We start from the raw sequence: 15,754 nt of genomic DNA, 5'->3' as shown, positions 1-15,754 counted from the left end.
GAAGGACAGGGCCTGGATTCCTGCGTTCCAGCCTAATACGGATGCCCCGCCCGGTGGGATGCGCATTTCACAGTTCCCTCTCAGCGGAAGCACCGGCGGAACGAAGGAGGGGTGGCCAGAGTTGGACCAGATGTACAGCAGTTGAAGGGAACACCACGATGCACCGCAAAGCCGCCCGTTACGTCACCCGCACCACCACGGCAGCAGCCGGGGCGGTGGCAACAGCCGCAACGTCAGTGGCCGCGGCAGCGGTGGCGGCCTCCATTGTCCTCAGCCCGGCGGCAGACGCCTCATCCCGGATGGACGGCGTGCGCGCAGACCTCCAGCGCGCAGTCCAGTTGAACCAGATCACCGAAGAACAGGCGCTCAGCTTCGAGGCCAAGCTGGCGGGGCGCATCCTGGGCCAGGCCTAGGTTCGGGTTTTGGCGTATTTTCGGGGCTTTTGAGGTGCCGTAGGGCCCGATTCGATTCTTCGCCCGAAGTTCTGTAAAGTTGTCTTGCCCGCGGTTACTGAAGCGGAACGGACCGGAAACGGCCCTTCCGAACACTGCATCGGCGGGTACTTCTTTTGAAGTTCGGCAGATTACCCGAGCGGCCAAAGGGGGCTGACTGTAAATCAGCTGGCAACGCCTACGGGGGTTCGAATCCCTCATCTGCCACCCAAGGAAAACCTCCGGAACCATCAGGTTCCGGAGGTTTTTTCGTGCTTCGGCACCACCCTCGGGTTGCACCCCGGTCCGGACGACGCACCCGCGGGTGCGGGGGTGCATCGTCCGGGCGCCGGTGCACACCCGTCGGGCCCCGGGAGGTGATACCGCGCCGTCGACACGATGTTGGGGCGGGCGTAATCTGGCAGCATCGGCGCATGTGCTCCGATGCCCTGCGTCGATATCCAATATCGATGAAGGAGGATTCAATGAGTGCCGTACGCGAATTCATGACTACTGATGCGCGATGTGTCGGGGAAAATGAGTCCCTTCTTGAGGCTGCCCGGATGATGCGGGACCTCGATTGCGGAGCTCTTCCCATCTGCGGTGACGACGGCAAGTTGAAGGGCATGATCACCGATCGTGACATTGTGCTCAAGTGCGTCGCCGCCGGCCGGGACCCGGGCCAAATGATGGCCCGTGACCTTGCCTCCGGCAAGCCGTACTGCATTGAGGCCGACGCCAACGTTGATGCAGCCATCGACATGATGGAACAGCACCAGGTCCGCAGGCTCCCGGTGATCTCGGACCACAAGCTGGTGGGCATCATCAGCCAGGGCGACATTGCGCGCAACTACTCCGAACAGCGCGTGGGCGAACTGGTGGAACACATCTCAGAACGCCACGGCATCTAGCGCAGGCAATCATGGCCTTGTCCGCGGATCCAGCCCCTGAAGGCCAGGACCCGCGGACAAGCTTAGGAAGACCTGCCGTGGGACAGGTTCAGTTCAGCGCGATCAGGAGCATCGTGCTGGTCCCCGGGATGCAGGTCTGCAGGATGGCCCGGGGGAAGCCGCCGAACACCGCGATGACGTCATTGGTGGTTCCCGGGTTGGGAACCGTGCCGCGACCCGTCACCGTGTAGGTGCCGTAGCCCGGAATGCTCACCGTCTCGCCCACCCCGATCCCGGAGAACCGGGCCCACCCGCCGCAGAAGTCGTGCTCGGTGATGAACAGCGAGTAGCCGTCGTTCGGGGTGTAGTGGATGGGCCCGATGCAGGCGTCCACCATCGATTGGCCGCCGGAGCCCGCAACGTAGATGGTGCGGACGGCAGGCGCTGCCGGCACGGCCGCGGGTGCGGGAGCAGGAGCGGGTGCGGCGGCTGGTGCCGGTGCCGCGGCAGGCTCAGGTGCGGCAGCTGGTGCCGGTGCAGGGGCGGCTACCGCTACCGGCGGCCCGGTCAGCAGCAGCGTTTCGCCCGGGTAGATGATGCTGTAGGCGCTCAGTCCGTTGGCTGCCAGCATCACATTCATGTCCACGCCATGGCCCGCGGCGATCGCGCCCACGGTGTCGCCGGGTACCACGGTGTAGAGGTTGGGATCACCGGCAGGTTCGGGGGCTGGTGCGGGCGCGGGCTCAGCAGGGGGCACGGGTTCGGCCGCCGGCACAGGTTCCGTGGGAGGGGCAGGCTGCGCCTCCGCAGCCGGGGCGGCTGCCTGGGCCGCCACCGCGGCAACGGCGCCTTGGTCCCCCTGCCCGGACGCGGCGCCGGAAGACGCTTCGGCGGGCGTGCCGGGCGACGGCGGTGAGGCGGCTTCCGCGACCTGGGCGGCCGCCGTCGTACTTCCATTGAGGGAGGCGGGCGGTGCCGCCAGGGCGCCGACGCCCACGGCCGCTACCACTGCCGCCGTGGCCATGCCGGCCCACAGCTTGTTGCTGATGACCGGATGGCCGGTGCTGAGGTCCGTGCGGGGTTCGTCGGTGGCGAAGCTTCGGCTGGTGCCGTCGGGGGAGGTGAGGGAAGGCTTGTTCATGGGTTGCCCATCAGGTGCGGTCCCGTCCGGGCATGCGGTGCAGGCCAGGACTGGACGGAGCGAGATGTCATTGCACCGCCGGCCCCGGCGAACGACGGGGCGGTTGGCGGTACAGGTTGGAGGCATCCGCACACCCAGAAAATGCAGAGCTCCGCATGAAGGCAAAACTCCCGGAAGCCACCCGGGGGACCTGCCAGTGCGTGTTGGTCCTAGGAATCCCGAGTCTAGAAATCACGCCAAGGGGCACGCACCAGTAGGAATTACCCGACTTTTCCGGCCCGGTACTCGCCCGCGCGGGACCCGCTACTCAACCCCCGAAGGCCCGATACTTGCCGTTACAGCGGGCGGTGTTCCCGCAGTTCAGCGATTTCCCGCCGCAGCAGGGCGATCTCCGCCACCAGTTCCGCCACCTCAACCCGGACCGGTTCCTCCACTGCCTCAGCCACAGATTCAGCGGTGTCCTCCACGCGTTGGACCAGCCACGACGCGATGGAGGCGGTGACCACACCCAGCACAGCGATCCCGCTCATCATCAGCGCCGTGGCCACCAAGCGGCCGATCGGATACATGTCCCCGTAACCCACCGTGGTGATGGTGGCGGTGGCCCACCACAGGGCGTCGCCGAACGTGGTGATCTTGGCATCAGGCGCCCACTGCTCCACATCCAGGACCGCCAGCGCCCCCACAAAGACCAGCAGCGCCGCGGACGCCGCGACATAGGTGACCACCCGGCCGCGCAGTGTTTCGCCCACGGTCCGGTGCAGCACGGACAACAGCGTCACCAGGCGCAGCAGGCGCAGGGGCCGGAAGAACGGCAGCGCCACGATCACCAGCTCGTGCAGGTTCCGGACGAACCATTGCCGGCGGTTCTCTGCCAGCCACAGGTTCGCCGCATAATCCAGGACGAAGATGCACCAGGTCACCCACATGATGGCCTCAAGCCAGTCGGCGCCGGTGCCCTCAACCCGGCCGATCACCTGCCACGCATAGGCGGCCAGGAACACCAGCGCCGTAGCCATCAGGGGCCACTCCGCCAGGGCCCGGTAGCGTTGCTGCGTCATGCAGAAAATCCTACGGCGGATGGCCCCGGCCGGCAGGCCGCAAGATGTTACTGGCGGGTAACATTGGTACATGCACTTGCTCCTGAGAACCCTTCTTCTGCTCTTCCGTTCGTCCCGGCGCCCGCCGCTCGCTGTCTGGGAAGCGTCGTCGCTGCCGCTGCGGGTCCTGCCAACGGACATCGATATCGCCATGCACGTCAACAACGGCATGTACCTGTCCCTGATGGACCTGGGCAGGTTCGACCTGATGGTGCGCAGCGGCGTCTGGAAGCGGATGCGCCGGCGCGGGTGGAGCCCGGTGGTGTCCGCGGAAACCATCTCCTTCCGCAAGTCACTCCAGCTATGGCAGGAGTACACCATCGAGACCCGCATCATCGGGCTGGACACCAAGGCGATCTTCTTCGAGCAGCGCATGGTGGCCGACGGCGAGATTTACGCACGTGCCTACATCGCCACCCGGCTGGTCACCAAGGCCGGCCCGGTGGGCCAGGAGGACATCCTCGCCGAATTCGGCACCCCGCCTGCGGACCTCATGCTCCCCGAATGGATCCACGAATGGCGCGCCTCCAGCGCTCTCCCCGGCAGCCGCACACCCGCGCCGCACCTATGGAAGACGGGCGCCTAAAGGCCGGGTGCCGGCGTCGTACTCCCTGTTGTTCCCAATGACGCGGGGAGCGAACAGGCGCGACAGGGACGGGCCGGGCGCGTACCGTGGACACATGGCTACCCTTGACATCACAGGTGAAAAGTTCGCATCCACGATCGAAGGCAACGACATTGTCCTGGTCGATTTCTGGGCAGAATGGTGCGGTCCCTGCAAGCAGTTCGGCCCCACGTACTCCGCGGTTTCGGAGAAGCACCCCGACGTCCTCTTCACCAAGGTGGACACCGAAGCCGAGCAGCAGCTTGCGGCGGAGGCAGGCATTACCTCAATCCCCACGCTGATGGCCTTCCGCGAAAAGGTGCTGGTGTTCTCCCAGCCCGGCGCGCTGAACGCCCAGCAGTTGGAACAGGTGGTGGACGCCGTGAAGGCGCTGGACATGGAAGAGGTCCACGCCCACGTCGCCAAGCAGCGGGAGGAAGCAGAAGCGGCAGCAAGCAAGCCCGCCGGATCCCAGGGCGGCACGCAGGACGGCACGCAGATCCCCGACTTCTAAGACTCGTCTTAAAGCAAATGCGGGACCTCCCATGGGAGGTCCCGCATTCTGCGTTTAAGAGTCAGCGCTAGACGCGTTCCACCTTAACCGGCTCGGCCAGCAGCGCGCTGAGCGACTCGTTCAGGTCCTGCACTGCGGTGCCCTTGGAATGCTTGTCCAGCTCCTCCTGGGACGCCCACTGCTCGGTCAGGACCAGCTTTTCCTCGGTGGCCTCGGTCAGCTCGTAACGGATGCAGCCGGGCTCCTTCACCACCTCATCGATCGCGATATCCAGGGCCAATTTCACGCGGTGGAACTCGCCCTCGTTGGGGATGAACGTTGCTATCAGGTCAATGGGTGCACTCATGGTTTTCACAATACCGGGCGCCTCCGGCCTGCCGGTTCTGTTGCGTCCGTTTCCCCGCCTGTCGTCCTTCTCCTGCCGTGATCCTGTTGGTAGCGTGCCTTCATGCGTGCTTACACAGCCGGGGACACTGACGTCCCGCTCCTGGGGGAAACCATCGGCGCCAACTTTGAGCGGGTGGTGGCGCAGTTTCCGCTGCATGACGCCCTGATCGAGGCCGCCCCGGTGCCAGGCGGTGACGCCCGCCGCTGGAGCTACACCAAGATGAACGACGACGTCGACCGGCTGGCACGCGCGCTCCTCGCCTTGGGCGTCGACAAGGGGGAGAGGGTGGGCATCTGGAGCCCTAACTGTGCCGAATGGACGCTGTTGCAGTACGCCACCGCGAAAGTGGGCGCCATCCTGGTCAACGTCAACCCTGCCTACCGCAGCCATGAACTCGAATTCGTGGTCAAGCAGAACGGCATGCGCATGCTGGTCACCGCGCCGTCTGACAGCAACAGCGCCTACGTGGACATGGCCCGCCAGGCGCTCCTTACCTGCCCGGACCTGCGGGAGCTCGTCTTCCTCCCGGACCACGGACTGGACTCCCTCAAGGTCGGCAGCCCCCAAAGTGACGCGGAACTTACGTATGGCGAATTGCTCACCCGGGCGGACGGCGTCGGGCATTCGGTTCTGAAAGCCCGCATGGCCGAACTTTCGCCGCACGACCCCATCAACCTGCAGTACACCTCCGGCACCACCGGATTCCCCAAAGGTGCCACGCTGACGCACCACAACATCCTGAACAACGGCTTCGCGATCGGCGAGCTGCTGGGCTACACGGAACGGGACCGGGTAGTCATCACCGTGCCGTTCTACCACTGCTTCGGCATGGTGATCGGCAACCTCAACGCGCTCAGCCACGGTGCCGCCACGATCATCCCGGGACGCGGCTTTTCACCCTCTGCCGCACTTGAGGCTGTCCAGGACTTTGAGGGGACGTCGCTGTACGGCGTGCCCACCATGTTCATTGCCGAGTTGGCCCTGCCCGACTTCGGCAGCTATGACCTGTCCACGCTCCGCACCGGAGTGATGGCGGGTTCGCTGTGCCCCATCGAGGTGATGAACCGGGTGATTTCGGAGATGAACATGGTGGATGTGGCCATCTGCTACGGCATGACCGAGACCTCGCCGGTGTCCACCATGACCCGCAAGGGGGACACGCTCCAGCAGCGCACCGAGACAGTGGGCCGCACCATGCCGCAGCTGGAGAGCCGGATCGTGGACCCTGCCACCGGCGAGGAGCTGGAGCGCGGGCAGATCGGCGAACTCTGCACCCGCGGCTATGCCGTGATGGCCGGGTACTGGAACCAGCCGGACAAGACGGCCGAAGCCATCGACGCCGACGGGTGGATGCACACCGGAGACCTTGCCCGCATGGACGACGACGGGTACGTGGTGGTGGAAGGCCGGATCAAGGACATGGTCATTAGGGGCGGCGAGAACATCTACCCACGCGAGATCGAGGAGTTCCTGTACACCCACCCCGACATCCAGGACGTGCAGGTGATCGGCGTCCCGGATCCGCGGTACGGCGAGGAACTGATGGCCTGCGTCATCCTCAAGCCAGGGGCCGGGCCGCTGACTGCTGAATCCCTCACCGAGTTCTGCCGCGGGCAGCTGGCCCACTACAAGATCCCCCGCTATGTGGAAGTCAGGGAGAGCTTCCCCATGACGGTTTCGGGGAAGATCCGGAAGGTCCAGATGCGCGAGGAAGCCGTGGCCCGGCTGGGCCTCTAGGCGTTGACGCGGCGCCGGCGGCGGGTTCCCGCCCGGACAGCCACGACGGCGGCAACGGCAACCGCTGCCAGTGCCGCCAGGGCCAGGACCGCCCCGCTTTCCCACTGCGGCAGCGACAGCGTGCGGGTGCTGCCGCCGGTCGTCCCGCTGCCGGGGATGTTCCAGTCTTCCTGGGATGGGAAGATGCCGGCCGGGAGCTTCTCCTGCTGGAGCTCACGCTGGGCGGCCAGCCGGTCCCGGACCTCCTGATTCGGGGCGGGCACGATCGTATCTGCGACCACGGCAGCAGGAAGGTTCACAATATATGGCTCACCGTAAAAGGCTGAGGATGCCACCGATTCCAGCCAGGTGCCTGGGGGTGTCTCGACGCCGTGCCGCGCGAAGGCAGCGCGCAGCATCTCCTGGATGTCGCCGAGGCTCCTGCCGTCGGCGTCCCGGGTGACCTCGAAGATGGCCAGCTGAAGCCGCACCTTCTCGTCCCCCATCGGGTCTGCGACGGTGGGATCATCAGCGGCCGGGTCATTGGCGGTGGGGTCCTGCGCCTCGGGGTCCAAGGCGGCGGGATTCGCGGCCTGCCGCTCGCTGCTGGCCCGGTTCATGCTGACTGGGTTGGTGCTCATGGGGTCCCTTCCGTCCTGTTGCAGCCCTCCGCCTCTCGGGCGGCTTTCACCCATGGCCGTACCCATTGCCCGGCGGATCAAGCGCCCTGATGGAAAAGAAGGACCCCGTGGTGCGGGCTCGGATAACGGTCCGCAGGTCAGTGCCCGCGGTGGTCCTGGATGGTCATGCGCGGGCCGAAGGTGGGCTTGCGGAAGCCGGTGCTCTGGATCATCCGGACCACGCGCTGCCGGTGCCCGCGCCATGGTTCCAGCAGCCGGAGCATGCCGGCGTCGTCCGTCCGGCGTCCGGTCAGTGCCGCCCCCACGTAGGCCGCCAGGTGGTAGTCGCCCACCGAAATCGAGTCCGGGCAGCCATGGGTGCGCTGCACCACCTCCGCCGCGGTCCACACCCCGATGCCGGGGATTACCTGCATCTTTTGGGCTGCCTGCCCGGCCGGCAGGGCGGCGAGGCGTTCGAGCGCGACGGCGGAACGCAACGCCCGCATGACCGTGGCCGAACGCTGGGGTCCTACGCCGGCCTTGTGCCACTGCCAGCTGGGAACCTGCAGCCACTGCGCCGCGGTCGGCGGCACGACGAGGCCAGCCGGTGTGGACGTTCCGGCCGGGGGAGCCGGCGTTCCATAGCGGTGCACCAGGTAGCGGTAGGCGCGCCGTGCCTCGATCACCGTTACCTTCTGCTCCAGGATGATCGGCACCAGTTGGTCCACCATGCGGCCGCTGGACGGCAGCCGCACCGCCAGGCAGCGCCGCCGCGCCTCCCGCACCATGCGGGGGAGGGTGGCGTGGAAGGAGGGGTCGTCAAAACCGCCCCAGTCGTCTTCCGCACCCAGCAGCCGGGGTGCCGCCTGCACGGCGGCCGCAGCCCCGGGGCCCCACGCCTGGATGTCCACCAGCGGCCCGCCTGCTTCGCCGCCGCCCGCCGGGGCGAGCCGCAGGGTTGCCGGGCCGGCCGGCGTCGTAAATGCGTTCCAGATGACGTCCCCCTGGACGCTGAACGAAGGATCGCTGTTGCCGCGCAGGAGCGGTGCAAGAGTGCGGGAAAGGCTGTAGGGAGCCTCCGGATACCACCGCAGGGACATGTCCGCCGCGGCTGCCAGCCGGGGAGGTGCCTCTGCGATCGTCATGCCTTCCATCGTCCCATGGACCACCGACACCGGCGGGACCATCGGCCCTTCTGCGCCTTCCGGGCCCGGATTACGATCGCCGCGTGGCACTCGGGCAAGCAGCACAGGAACCCGGGACCGGGCAAGCCAATAGACCGCGCATCACAAGATTCGGAGGGCCCCATGGGCGGAGTAGTGCATTTCGAGATCCCCGCGGACGACCAGAAGCGGGCAAGGAAGTTCTACCAGGAGGCACTGGGCTGGCGGATCGAAGCAGTGCCGGGGATGGACTACAGCATGGTCATCACCACGGACATGGACGACGACGGCCGGCCGGCGGCCGCGGGCGCCATCAACGGGGGAATGATGGCCAGGGACGGCCGGATCACCGCCCCGGTCATCACCGTCGACGTTCCGGACATTAACGCCACCCTCAAGAGCGTCGAGGAGCTGGGCGGCTCGGTGGTCATGCCGAAGAACGAGATACCCGGAATGGGCTACACGGCGTACTTCAAGGATCCCGAGGGCAACGTCATGGGTCTTTGGCAGAACCTTCCCGGCGAGGGGCCGGGCGCAGGCAGCTGATCGGGAGCCGGGAGCCGGGCGCCGGCCGCCGCAACGCAAGGCACCCCAAAACTCAGGGCATCCCGGCAGCCGCCCACAGCGCCAGGACGGCCAGCGGGACGGTCAGCGCAACGGCCACCAGGCCCGCGGCGGCAAACCCGCCCCACCTGATGGGCACGTTCAGGACGCGCAGCCGCTCGTGCCACAGCAGCGTGGCCAGCGAGGCCCACGGGGTCACCAGCGGGCCCAGGTTCACTCCGATCAGCAGGGCGGCCAGTCTGGCCGGCGATCCCGCCACCGGTTCCAGTGCCAGGTAGGCGGGAAGGTTGTTGGCTGCGTTGGCCGCGGCCGCCCCGACGCCGGCCAGTTGCAGCAGTGCGGGCAGGGTGTCCCCGGACCCGGACCCGGCCACGCCCGCCAGCAGGGTGGTGAGCCCGTGCGCGTGCAGGGCCTCCATCAGCATGAACAGGCCCACCGTCAGCATCAGCGGCCGCCAGGGGACCATGGACCACCGCAGCACGGAGGGCCTGCGGCGGAGGAAGACCGCCAGCAGGACGGCGGCCGCGGCGAGCGCCGGGTACTGGACGGGTATCCCGGACACCAGCGCGGGCAGCAGGACCAGGAGCGTGACGGCCGCGGCCTTCAACAGAGTGTTGTCCCGGACGGGATGCGCCGTGCGCGGCCCGTAGGTGCCGCGCAGGTCCCGGCGGAACGCGAGCCAGAGCAGGGCAAGCGGGACCAGCAGGCCAACCAGGGCAGGGGCCCAGACCAGACCCGCAAAGCGCCAGGGGGTCAGGCCCAGCCGGTCCTGGGCCAGGAGGTTGGTCAGGTTGGAGACCGGCAGCAGCAGGGAAGCGGTGTTGGCCAGCCAGATGCTGGTCAGCGCAAACGGCAGCGGCGGGATCCGGGCGTGGACCGCCAGGAGGACCACCACGGGTGTCACCAGCACGGCGGTGGTATCCAGGGACAGAAAGACGGTGGATATCGTCGCGACCGCCACCACCAGGAGCCACAGGAGAAAGACGCGGCCCCGGCCCAGGGCAGCAAGCCGGTCCGTCACCACCCGGAACAGCCCAGCCTCGTCCACCAGTTCGGTGACCAGGGACATGGCCAGCACGAAGGCAAGGATGGGAATGGTGCGGGTGGCCAGCTCCCCGAACGCGGGAAGGGGGAGTACGCCCCATGCAAGGGTGGCCACGCCTGCTGCCAGGATGGCGCCGGGCAGCAGGTAACTCCGGGCGGCTTCGAGCCATGCGAACTGCTTCACCGGGCTATCCTCGCACCCCCGGCAGGGAAGGGCTCACAGGAAGCGGTAGTTTTGTACCTATGAAGTACGCCCAGTCCATCCTGGACCTCATCGGCAATACCCCGCTCATCAAACTCAACCACGTGACCGAAGGCATCAAAGCCACCGTCCTGGTCAAGCTGGAGTACCTGAATCCCGGCGGCTCCATCAAGGACCGCATCGCGGCGCAGATGATCGAGGACGCCGAACGCGAGGGCAAGCTGAAGCCCGGCGGCACCATTGTGGAGCCCACGTCCGGCAACACCGGGGTGGGCCTGGCGCTGGTGGCGCAGCAGAAGGGCTACAAGTGCGTCTTCGTGGTCCCGGACAAGGTGGGCGAGGACAAGCGTGCCGTGCTCCAGGCCTACGGCGCCGAAGTGGTGGTGACGCCAACTTCCGTCCCGCCGGACAGCCCGCAAAGCTACTACGGTGTGTCCGACCGGATCACGCGCGAGACTCCTGGCGCCTTCAAGCCGGACCAGTTCTCCAATCCTGCGGCACCGGGCAGCCACTACAAGACCACGGGCCCCGAAATCTGGCGGGACACCGACGGCAAGGTTACCCACGTCGTCATCGGCGCCGGTACAGGCGGCACCATCACCGGCACCGGGCGGTACCTCAAGGAGGTTTCGGCTGACAGGCCGGAGTCCGACGGCGGGGTGGTCCGGATCATCGGCGCGGACCCCGCGGGTTCGGTCTACTCAGGCGGCACCGGCCGCCCGTACTTTGTCGAGGGCGTCGGCGAGGACATGTGGCCGGCGAACTACGACAAGACCATCCCCGACGACGTCATCGCGGTCACCGACGCCGATTCCTTCGCCATGACCCGCCGCCTGGCCCGGGAAGAGGGGCTGCTGGTGGGCGGCTCTTCCGGCATGGCCGTAGTAGCCGCGCTCCAGGCGGCCAGGGACCTGCCGGAAAGTGCCGTCGTCGTGGTCATCCTTCCCGACTCGGGCCGCGGCTACCTGGCCAAGATCTTCAACGACCAGTGGATGCGTTCCTACGGGTTCCTCTCCGGTGGCGAGGAAACGTCCGTGGGGGAGGTCATCAAATCCAAGAACGGCGAGCTGCCGGACCTGGTGCACATCCACCCCAACGAGTCCGTCCGCGACGTCATCAACATCATGAACGAGTTCGGCGTCAGCCACATCCCGGTCCTGTCACAGGAACCGCCCGTGGTCATGGGCGAGGTCCTGGGCGCCGTGGACGAACGCACCCTCACCGCCAAGCTGTTCCGCGGCGAAGCCAAGCTCACGGACAAGATCTCCGAGCACATGGGACCCAAACTTCCCGTCATCGGGTCACTGGAAACCATTTCCGCGGCCAGGGAACTGCTCTCGGACTCGGACACCCTGATGGTCACCTTCGTGGGCGCGCCCGTGGGCATCCTCACCCGGCACGACCTGCTGGCCTATCTCAGCAACTGAACTGCCTGACCCCGATCAGCCAACCCCGATAAGGAGCATCATGCCTGCCTCTGAAAACCAGGGTTTCAACACCCGTGCCGTGCACGCCGGCCAGGACTTCGAGCCCCGCACCGGTGCCGTGGTGCCGCCGCTGCACTTCAGCTCCACGTATGCGCAGGACGGCATCGGCGGCCTGCGCAGCGGCTACGAGTACGGCCGCGGCGGCAACCCCACCAGGGATGCGCTGCAGGAACAGCTCGCCGCGCTGGAACTGGGCACCCACGCCTACAGCTTCAGCTCGGGCCTTGCTGCGGAGGACGCGCTCATCCGCGCGCTGACCCGGCCCGGGGACCACATTGTGCTGGGCAACGACGCGTACGGCGGCACGTACCGGTTGATCAGCCGGGTTCTGGGGGACTGGGGGATCGGCAACACCCCGGTGGACATGGCCAACCTGGACCGGGTCCGCCACGCGGTGGAAGCCCACAAGACCCGGTTCGTGTGGGTGGAGACGCCGTCCAACCCGCTGATGAAGATCACCGACATCGTGGCGCTCGCCGACATTGCGCACGACGCCGGGGCCCTCCTTGTCGTCGACAACACCTTCGCGTCCCCGTACCTGCAGAACCCGCTCGCCCTGGGTGCCGACGTGGTGGTCCACTCCACCACCAAGTACATCGGCGGCCACTCCGACGTGGTGGGCGGCGCCGTCGTGGTGAAGGACGCAGAGCTGGCCGAGAAGATCGGCTTCGTGCAGTTCGCCGTGGGCGCCGTGTCCGGGCCGATGGATGCGTTCCTGACCACCCGCGGCCTGAAGACGCTGGGCGTCCGGATGGACCGGCACAGCGAGAACGGGCAGGCCGTGGCCGAATGGCTGCTGGAACGCCCCGAGGTGGAGGCCGTCCTCTACCCGGGCCTGCCAAACCACCCGGGCCACGAGCTGGCCAAGCGCCAGATGCGCAAGTTCGGCGGCATGGTGTCCGTCCAGTTCAAGGGCGGTGAAGCTGCTGCCAGGAAGGTGGCCGAGTCCACGTCCGTGTTCACGCTGGCGGAGTCCCTGGGCGGGATCGAGTCGCTCATGAACTACCCCTCCGAGATGACCCACGCTTCGGTTAAGGGCACCGAGCTGGCCGTCCCCGTGAACCTGCTGCGCCTCTCTTGCGGCATCGAGGACGCGGAGGACCTGATCGCGGACCTGGACCGGGCGTTCTCCAACATCTCTTAACATCCCTCCGGAAACCCTGGCTTTCTTAAAGAAAGTCAGCTAGCTTTTTCCGTATGCCTCTTCGATCCGACTGGTCCCAACGCAACTGCAGCATGGCCCGCGGCCTGGACATCCTGGGCGACCCCTGGAGCATCCTGGTGCTGCGCGAGGTCTTCTTCGGAAACGGCCGCTTTGATGCCATGAAGGACCGGCTGGAGGTGGCGGACTCGGTCCTCACCAAGCGCCTGGCAGGCCTTGTTGAGTCGGGGCTGCTGGGGAAAAAGGCATATGACGACGGCGGCCGCTCCCGCCAGGAGTACGTCCTCACTCCCATGGGTGAGGACGCGCTCCCGGTCCTGAACGCGGTGACCATCTGGGCGGAGAAGCACCTGCCGGCGCCCTCGGACAAGGCGCACCTCTACGTCATCCACGCCGGGTGCGGGAATCCCACCACCTCGGCGGACACCTGCACGGAATGCGGGGAAAGGCTGACCGCGGCTAACACCAGCTGGCACAGCCGGGCCAGGTCTGAGCAGCCCATTCCGTTGTCCACTGCTTCCGCGAAGGGATCAGCCGCATGAGCATCCTGCCTGAAGAGGCCTCCCAAATTCCCGCGGACTCTGTTGCCCTCGCCTCGCCGCCCCGTAAGCGCAGGCACCTGCACCCCGCCTGGACGGTGGCCGCCGTCGCGTTCCTGGCCCTCGTCGGGGCAGCCGGGTTCCGGGCCGCCCCGGGTGTCCTCATGGTCCCGCTCCAGCAGGAGTTCGGCTGGTCCACCACCGTGCTGTCCGCGGCCGTGAGCATCAACCTGGTGCTCTTCGGCCTGACCGCCCCGTTCGCCGCCGCCCTGATGGAACGGTTCGGCGTCCGGGCCGTCACCGCAACGGCACTGGTCCTGATCGGCATGGGCAGCGCCTTGACCGTGCTGGTGAACCAGTCCTGGCAGATCCTGCTAACGTGGGGGCTGCTGATTGGGCTGGGTACCGGTTCCATGGCCCTGGTCTTTGCCGCCACCATCGCCAACACCTGGTTCACCAGGAGCCGCGGCCTGGTGATCGGCATCCTCACCGCCGGCAGCGCGGCCGGACAGCTGGTGTTCCTGCCCTTCATCGCCATGCTGGCCCAGGACCCGGGCTGGCGGCAGGCCTCCCTGCTGATTGCCGCCGGCGCGCTCGCCGTTGTCCCGCTGGTGTTGAAGTTCCTCAAGAACTCGCCTGCCGACGTCGGGGTCCTGCCGTACGGGGCGGAGCCAGCGGCCCTGGAAGCCCCGGAACCGGAAACCGCCACGGTTCCGGACAATGGCCCCCGGACCAACGCCGCCATCCGTGCCCTGCAGGTGCTCCGACGCGCCAGCAAGGTCCGGACCTTCTGGGCTCTCGCATCCGGATTCGCCATCTGCGGCGCCACCACCAATGGCCTGATCGGCACCCACTTCATCCCCTCCGCCCATGACCACGGCATGCCGGAAACCACCGCGGCGGGGCTGCCCGCCGTCGTCGGGATTTTCGACATCATCGGCACCATCGCCTCCGGCTGGCTGACGGACCGCTTCAACCCCCGCATCCTGCTGGCCGTCTACTACCAGTTCCGCGGCATCGGCCTGCTGGTGCTCCCGCTGCTGCTCAACGCCGAGGTGCAGCCCAGCATGATCGTGTTCGTTGTGATCTACGGCCTCGACTGGGTAGCCACCGTCCCGCCCACGGCCGCCATTTGCCGGGAGACGTTCGGGGCTGACGGCAGCGTGGTTTTCGGGTGGGTCTTCGCCGCCCACCAGCTCGGGGCTGCCGCGGCCGCCATCGCTGCCGGCGCCCTCCGCGACGCCACCGGTCACTACACCTACGCGTGGCTGGGGGCCGCGGCTATGTGCACCATTGCCGCCGTCATCAGCGCCACCATCCGCCGGCACAAAGGCTCAGCGGGGACGACGGCAGGGGCAGAGCCGGCAGCGGCCTGAACAGCGCGGGCACCAGCCGCCGCTAGGCTGGTCGGATGGAATCCGTCGCACCCGTCCCCACCCGCCCCGTTGCCCTGGTCACCGGAGTGGGGCGCCTGGCCGCCATCGGCGCCGGCATCGCCCGGCAGCTCGCTGCGGACGGCTGGGACCTGGTCCTGTCCTACTGGGCAGACTACGACGCCCGCATGCCCTGGGGAAGCGAACCGGAGGACGTGGTCCGGCTCACCGCCGAGCTGGAAGCCATCGGCGCCAAGGTCCACGTCCTGTCGGCCGATCTCCAGGACCCCGGCGTCCCGGACCGGCTGGTTGCAGAGTCCGCGCAGCTGGCCGGACCATTGCAGGGCCTGGTGCTCAGCCACGCGGAGTCGGTGGATTCGGGCGTGCTGGACACCACCATCGAATCCTTTGACCGGCACTTCGCGGTGAACACCCGCGCCAGCTGGCAGCTGATTGCCGCGTTCGCACGGCAGGCAACGGACGACGGCGGCGCGATCGTTGCGCTGACCAGCGACCACACAGCGTTCAACCTTCCTTACGGCGCCTCGAAGGGGGCGCTGGACAGGATTGTGATTGCCGCCGCCCGCGAACTGGGCCCGCAGGGGATCTCGGCGAACGTGCTGAACCCGGGCCCGGTGGATACGGGCTGGATGACCACGGACGTCCGCGAGGAGCTCACCGCGCAGCAGCCTACCGGCCGCCTGGGCACCCCGGCCGACGTCGCCGGAACCGTTGCCTTCCTGCTCTCGCCGGCCGGCCGCTGGGTGTCGGGACAGCTGATCAAGGCCGACGGCGGCTTCTCGGCCTGACCAGCCG

At 67.4% G+C, this 15,754-nt stretch carries 17 protein-coding genes and 1 tRNA gene; 12 read left to right on the top strand and 6 right to left on the bottom strand.

All coding sequences use genetic code 11. The features are described from left to right. The first annotated feature begins 158 nt into the window (after window positions 1–158). The 3 genes from ACFO0G_RS03160 to ACFO0G_RS03150 all read left to right on the top strand — a co-directional run bounded on the left by ACFO0G_RS03160 (window position 159) and on the right by ACFO0G_RS03150 (window position 1,342). Window positions 159–413 (top strand): hypothetical protein, encoded by a 255-nt coding sequence (locus tag ACFO0G_RS03160; protein ID WP_376976390.1) that lies wholly within the window; start codon window positions 159–161, stop codon window positions 411–413. Between the two features lie 164 nt (window positions 414–577). Then, a tRNA-Tyr gene (locus ACFO0G_RS03155) sits at window positions 578–659 on the top strand. Window positions 660–916: 257 nt separating this feature from the next. After that, complete coding sequence (locus ACFO0G_RS03150; protein WP_376976389.1) at window positions 917–1,342, top strand: CBS domain-containing protein; 426 nt, start codon at window positions 917–919, stop codon at window positions 1,340–1,342. A gap of 88 nt (window positions 1,343–1,430) precedes the next feature. Here ACFO0G_RS03150 and ACFO0G_RS03145 read toward each other — a convergent pair whose 3' ends face one another. Then, window positions 1,431–2,462, bottom strand: coding sequence for a LysM peptidoglycan-binding domain-containing protein (locus tag ACFO0G_RS03145; RefSeq protein WP_286398349.1), 1,032 nt, complete (start codon window positions 2,460–2,462; stop codon window positions 1,431–1,433). Window positions 2,463–2,797: 335 nt separating this feature from the next. Next, complete coding sequence (locus tag ACFO0G_RS03140) at window positions 2,798–3,523, bottom strand: potassium channel family protein (protein ID WP_376976388.1); 726 nt, start codon at window positions 3,521–3,523, stop codon at window positions 2,798–2,800. A gap of 70 nt (window positions 3,524–3,593) precedes the next feature. Between ACFO0G_RS03140 and ACFO0G_RS03135 the strand changes: the two genes are divergently transcribed. Next, the gene (locus ACFO0G_RS03135) at window positions 3,594–4,148 is read left to right on the top strand and encodes an acyl-CoA thioesterase (RefSeq protein WP_376976387.1); all 555 of its coding nucleotides are present in this window, start codon (window positions 3,594–3,596) and stop codon (window positions 4,146–4,148) included. Between the two features lie 94 nt (window positions 4,149–4,242). Beyond that, on the top strand, window positions 4,243–4,680 hold the full coding sequence (locus ACFO0G_RS03130; RefSeq protein ID WP_236799181.1) for a thioredoxin family protein: 438 nt from the start codon (window positions 4,243–4,245) through the stop codon (window positions 4,678–4,680). Window positions 4,681–4,747: 67 nt separating this feature from the next. On the opposite strand, the gene ACFO0G_RS03125 is transcribed toward ACFO0G_RS03130, so the two are convergent. Further along, window positions 4,748–5,026: a putative quinol monooxygenase gene (locus ACFO0G_RS03125; RefSeq protein ID WP_286398342.1), complete on the bottom strand. Its 279-nt coding sequence runs from the start codon at window positions 5,024–5,026 to the stop codon at window positions 4,748–4,750. A 102-nt stretch (window positions 5,027–5,128) separates the two neighbouring features. On the opposite strand from ACFO0G_RS03125, the gene ACFO0G_RS03120 reads away from it, so the two are divergent. Continuing rightward, the gene (locus ACFO0G_RS03120) at window positions 5,129–6,805 is read left to right on the top strand and encodes an AMP-binding protein (protein ID WP_376976386.1); all 1,677 of its coding nucleotides are present in this window, start codon (window positions 5,129–5,131) and stop codon (window positions 6,803–6,805) included. Here ACFO0G_RS03120 and ACFO0G_RS03115 read toward each other — a convergent pair. Beyond that, window positions 6,802–7,425 (bottom strand): hypothetical protein, encoded by a 624-nt coding sequence (locus ACFO0G_RS03115; protein ID WP_376976385.1) that lies wholly within the window; start codon window positions 7,423–7,425, stop codon window positions 6,802–6,804. The two genes, ACFO0G_RS03120 and ACFO0G_RS03115, sit on opposite strands and share 4 nt — an antisense overlap. A 137-nt stretch (window positions 7,426–7,562) precedes the next feature. Next, window positions 7,563–8,549, bottom strand: coding sequence for a DNA-3-methyladenine glycosylase family protein (locus ACFO0G_RS03110; RefSeq protein WP_376976384.1), 987 nt, complete (start codon window positions 8,547–8,549; stop codon window positions 7,563–7,565). A 162-nt stretch (window positions 8,550–8,711) separates the two neighbouring features. Between ACFO0G_RS03110 and ACFO0G_RS03105 the strand changes: the two genes are divergently transcribed. Continuing rightward, window positions 8,712–9,113 (top strand): VOC family protein, encoded by a 402-nt coding sequence (locus ACFO0G_RS03105; RefSeq protein ID WP_286398335.1) that lies wholly within the window; start codon window positions 8,712–8,714, stop codon window positions 9,111–9,113. A gap of 52 nt (window positions 9,114–9,165) precedes the next feature. Here the strand turns inward: ACFO0G_RS03105 and ACFO0G_RS03100 are convergent, their stop codons facing one another. Next, the gene (locus tag ACFO0G_RS03100) at window positions 9,166–10,359 is read right to left on the bottom strand and encodes an ArsB/NhaD family transporter (RefSeq protein ID WP_376976383.1); all 1,194 of its coding nucleotides are present in this window, start codon (window positions 10,357–10,359) and stop codon (window positions 9,166–9,168) included. Between the two features lie 59 nt (window positions 10,360–10,418). Between ACFO0G_RS03100 and ACFO0G_RS03095 the strand changes: the two genes are divergently transcribed. Genes ACFO0G_RS03095 through ACFO0G_RS03075 form a run of 5 tightly spaced genes read left to right on the top strand, consistent with a single transcriptional unit; the run spans window position 10,419 to window position 15,747 of the window. Continuing rightward, the gene (locus ACFO0G_RS03095) at window positions 10,419–11,804 is read left to right on the top strand and encodes a cystathionine beta-synthase (RefSeq protein WP_142133021.1); all 1,386 of its coding nucleotides are present in this window, start codon (window positions 10,419–10,421) and stop codon (window positions 11,802–11,804) included. A 40-nt stretch (window positions 11,805–11,844) separates the two neighbouring features. Further along, complete coding sequence (locus ACFO0G_RS03090; RefSeq protein ID WP_376976382.1) at window positions 11,845–13,008, top strand: cystathionine gamma-synthase; 1,164 nt, start codon at window positions 11,845–11,847, stop codon at window positions 13,006–13,008. Between the two features lie 53 nt (window positions 13,009–13,061). Then, on the top strand, window positions 13,062–13,568 hold the full coding sequence (locus ACFO0G_RS03085; RefSeq protein ID WP_376976381.1) for a winged helix-turn-helix transcriptional regulator: 507 nt from the start codon (window positions 13,062–13,064) through the stop codon (window positions 13,566–13,568). Continuing rightward, on the top strand, window positions 13,565–14,941 hold the full coding sequence (locus tag ACFO0G_RS03080; protein ID WP_376976380.1) for an MFS transporter: 1,377 nt from the start codon (window positions 13,565–13,567) through the stop codon (window positions 14,939–14,941). The genes ACFO0G_RS03085 and ACFO0G_RS03080 overlap by 4 nt, the downstream gene beginning before the upstream one ends. A 35-nt stretch (window positions 14,942–14,976) precedes the next feature. After that, a complete protein-coding gene (locus tag ACFO0G_RS03075) occupies window positions 14,977–15,747 on the top strand; it encodes an SDR family oxidoreductase (protein ID WP_286398326.1) in 771 nt (256 codons plus the stop codon). The last annotated feature ends 7 nt before the right edge of the window (window positions 15,748–15,754 follow it).

Source organism: Arthrobacter sedimenti (assembly GCF_042652025.1).
Lineage (GTDB): Bacteria > Actinomycetota > Actinomycetes > Actinomycetales > Micrococcaceae > Arthrobacter > Arthrobacter sedimenti.
Note: the sequence above shows the minus strand (reverse complement) of the source record. Positions and strands in the feature narration are given on the sequence as shown.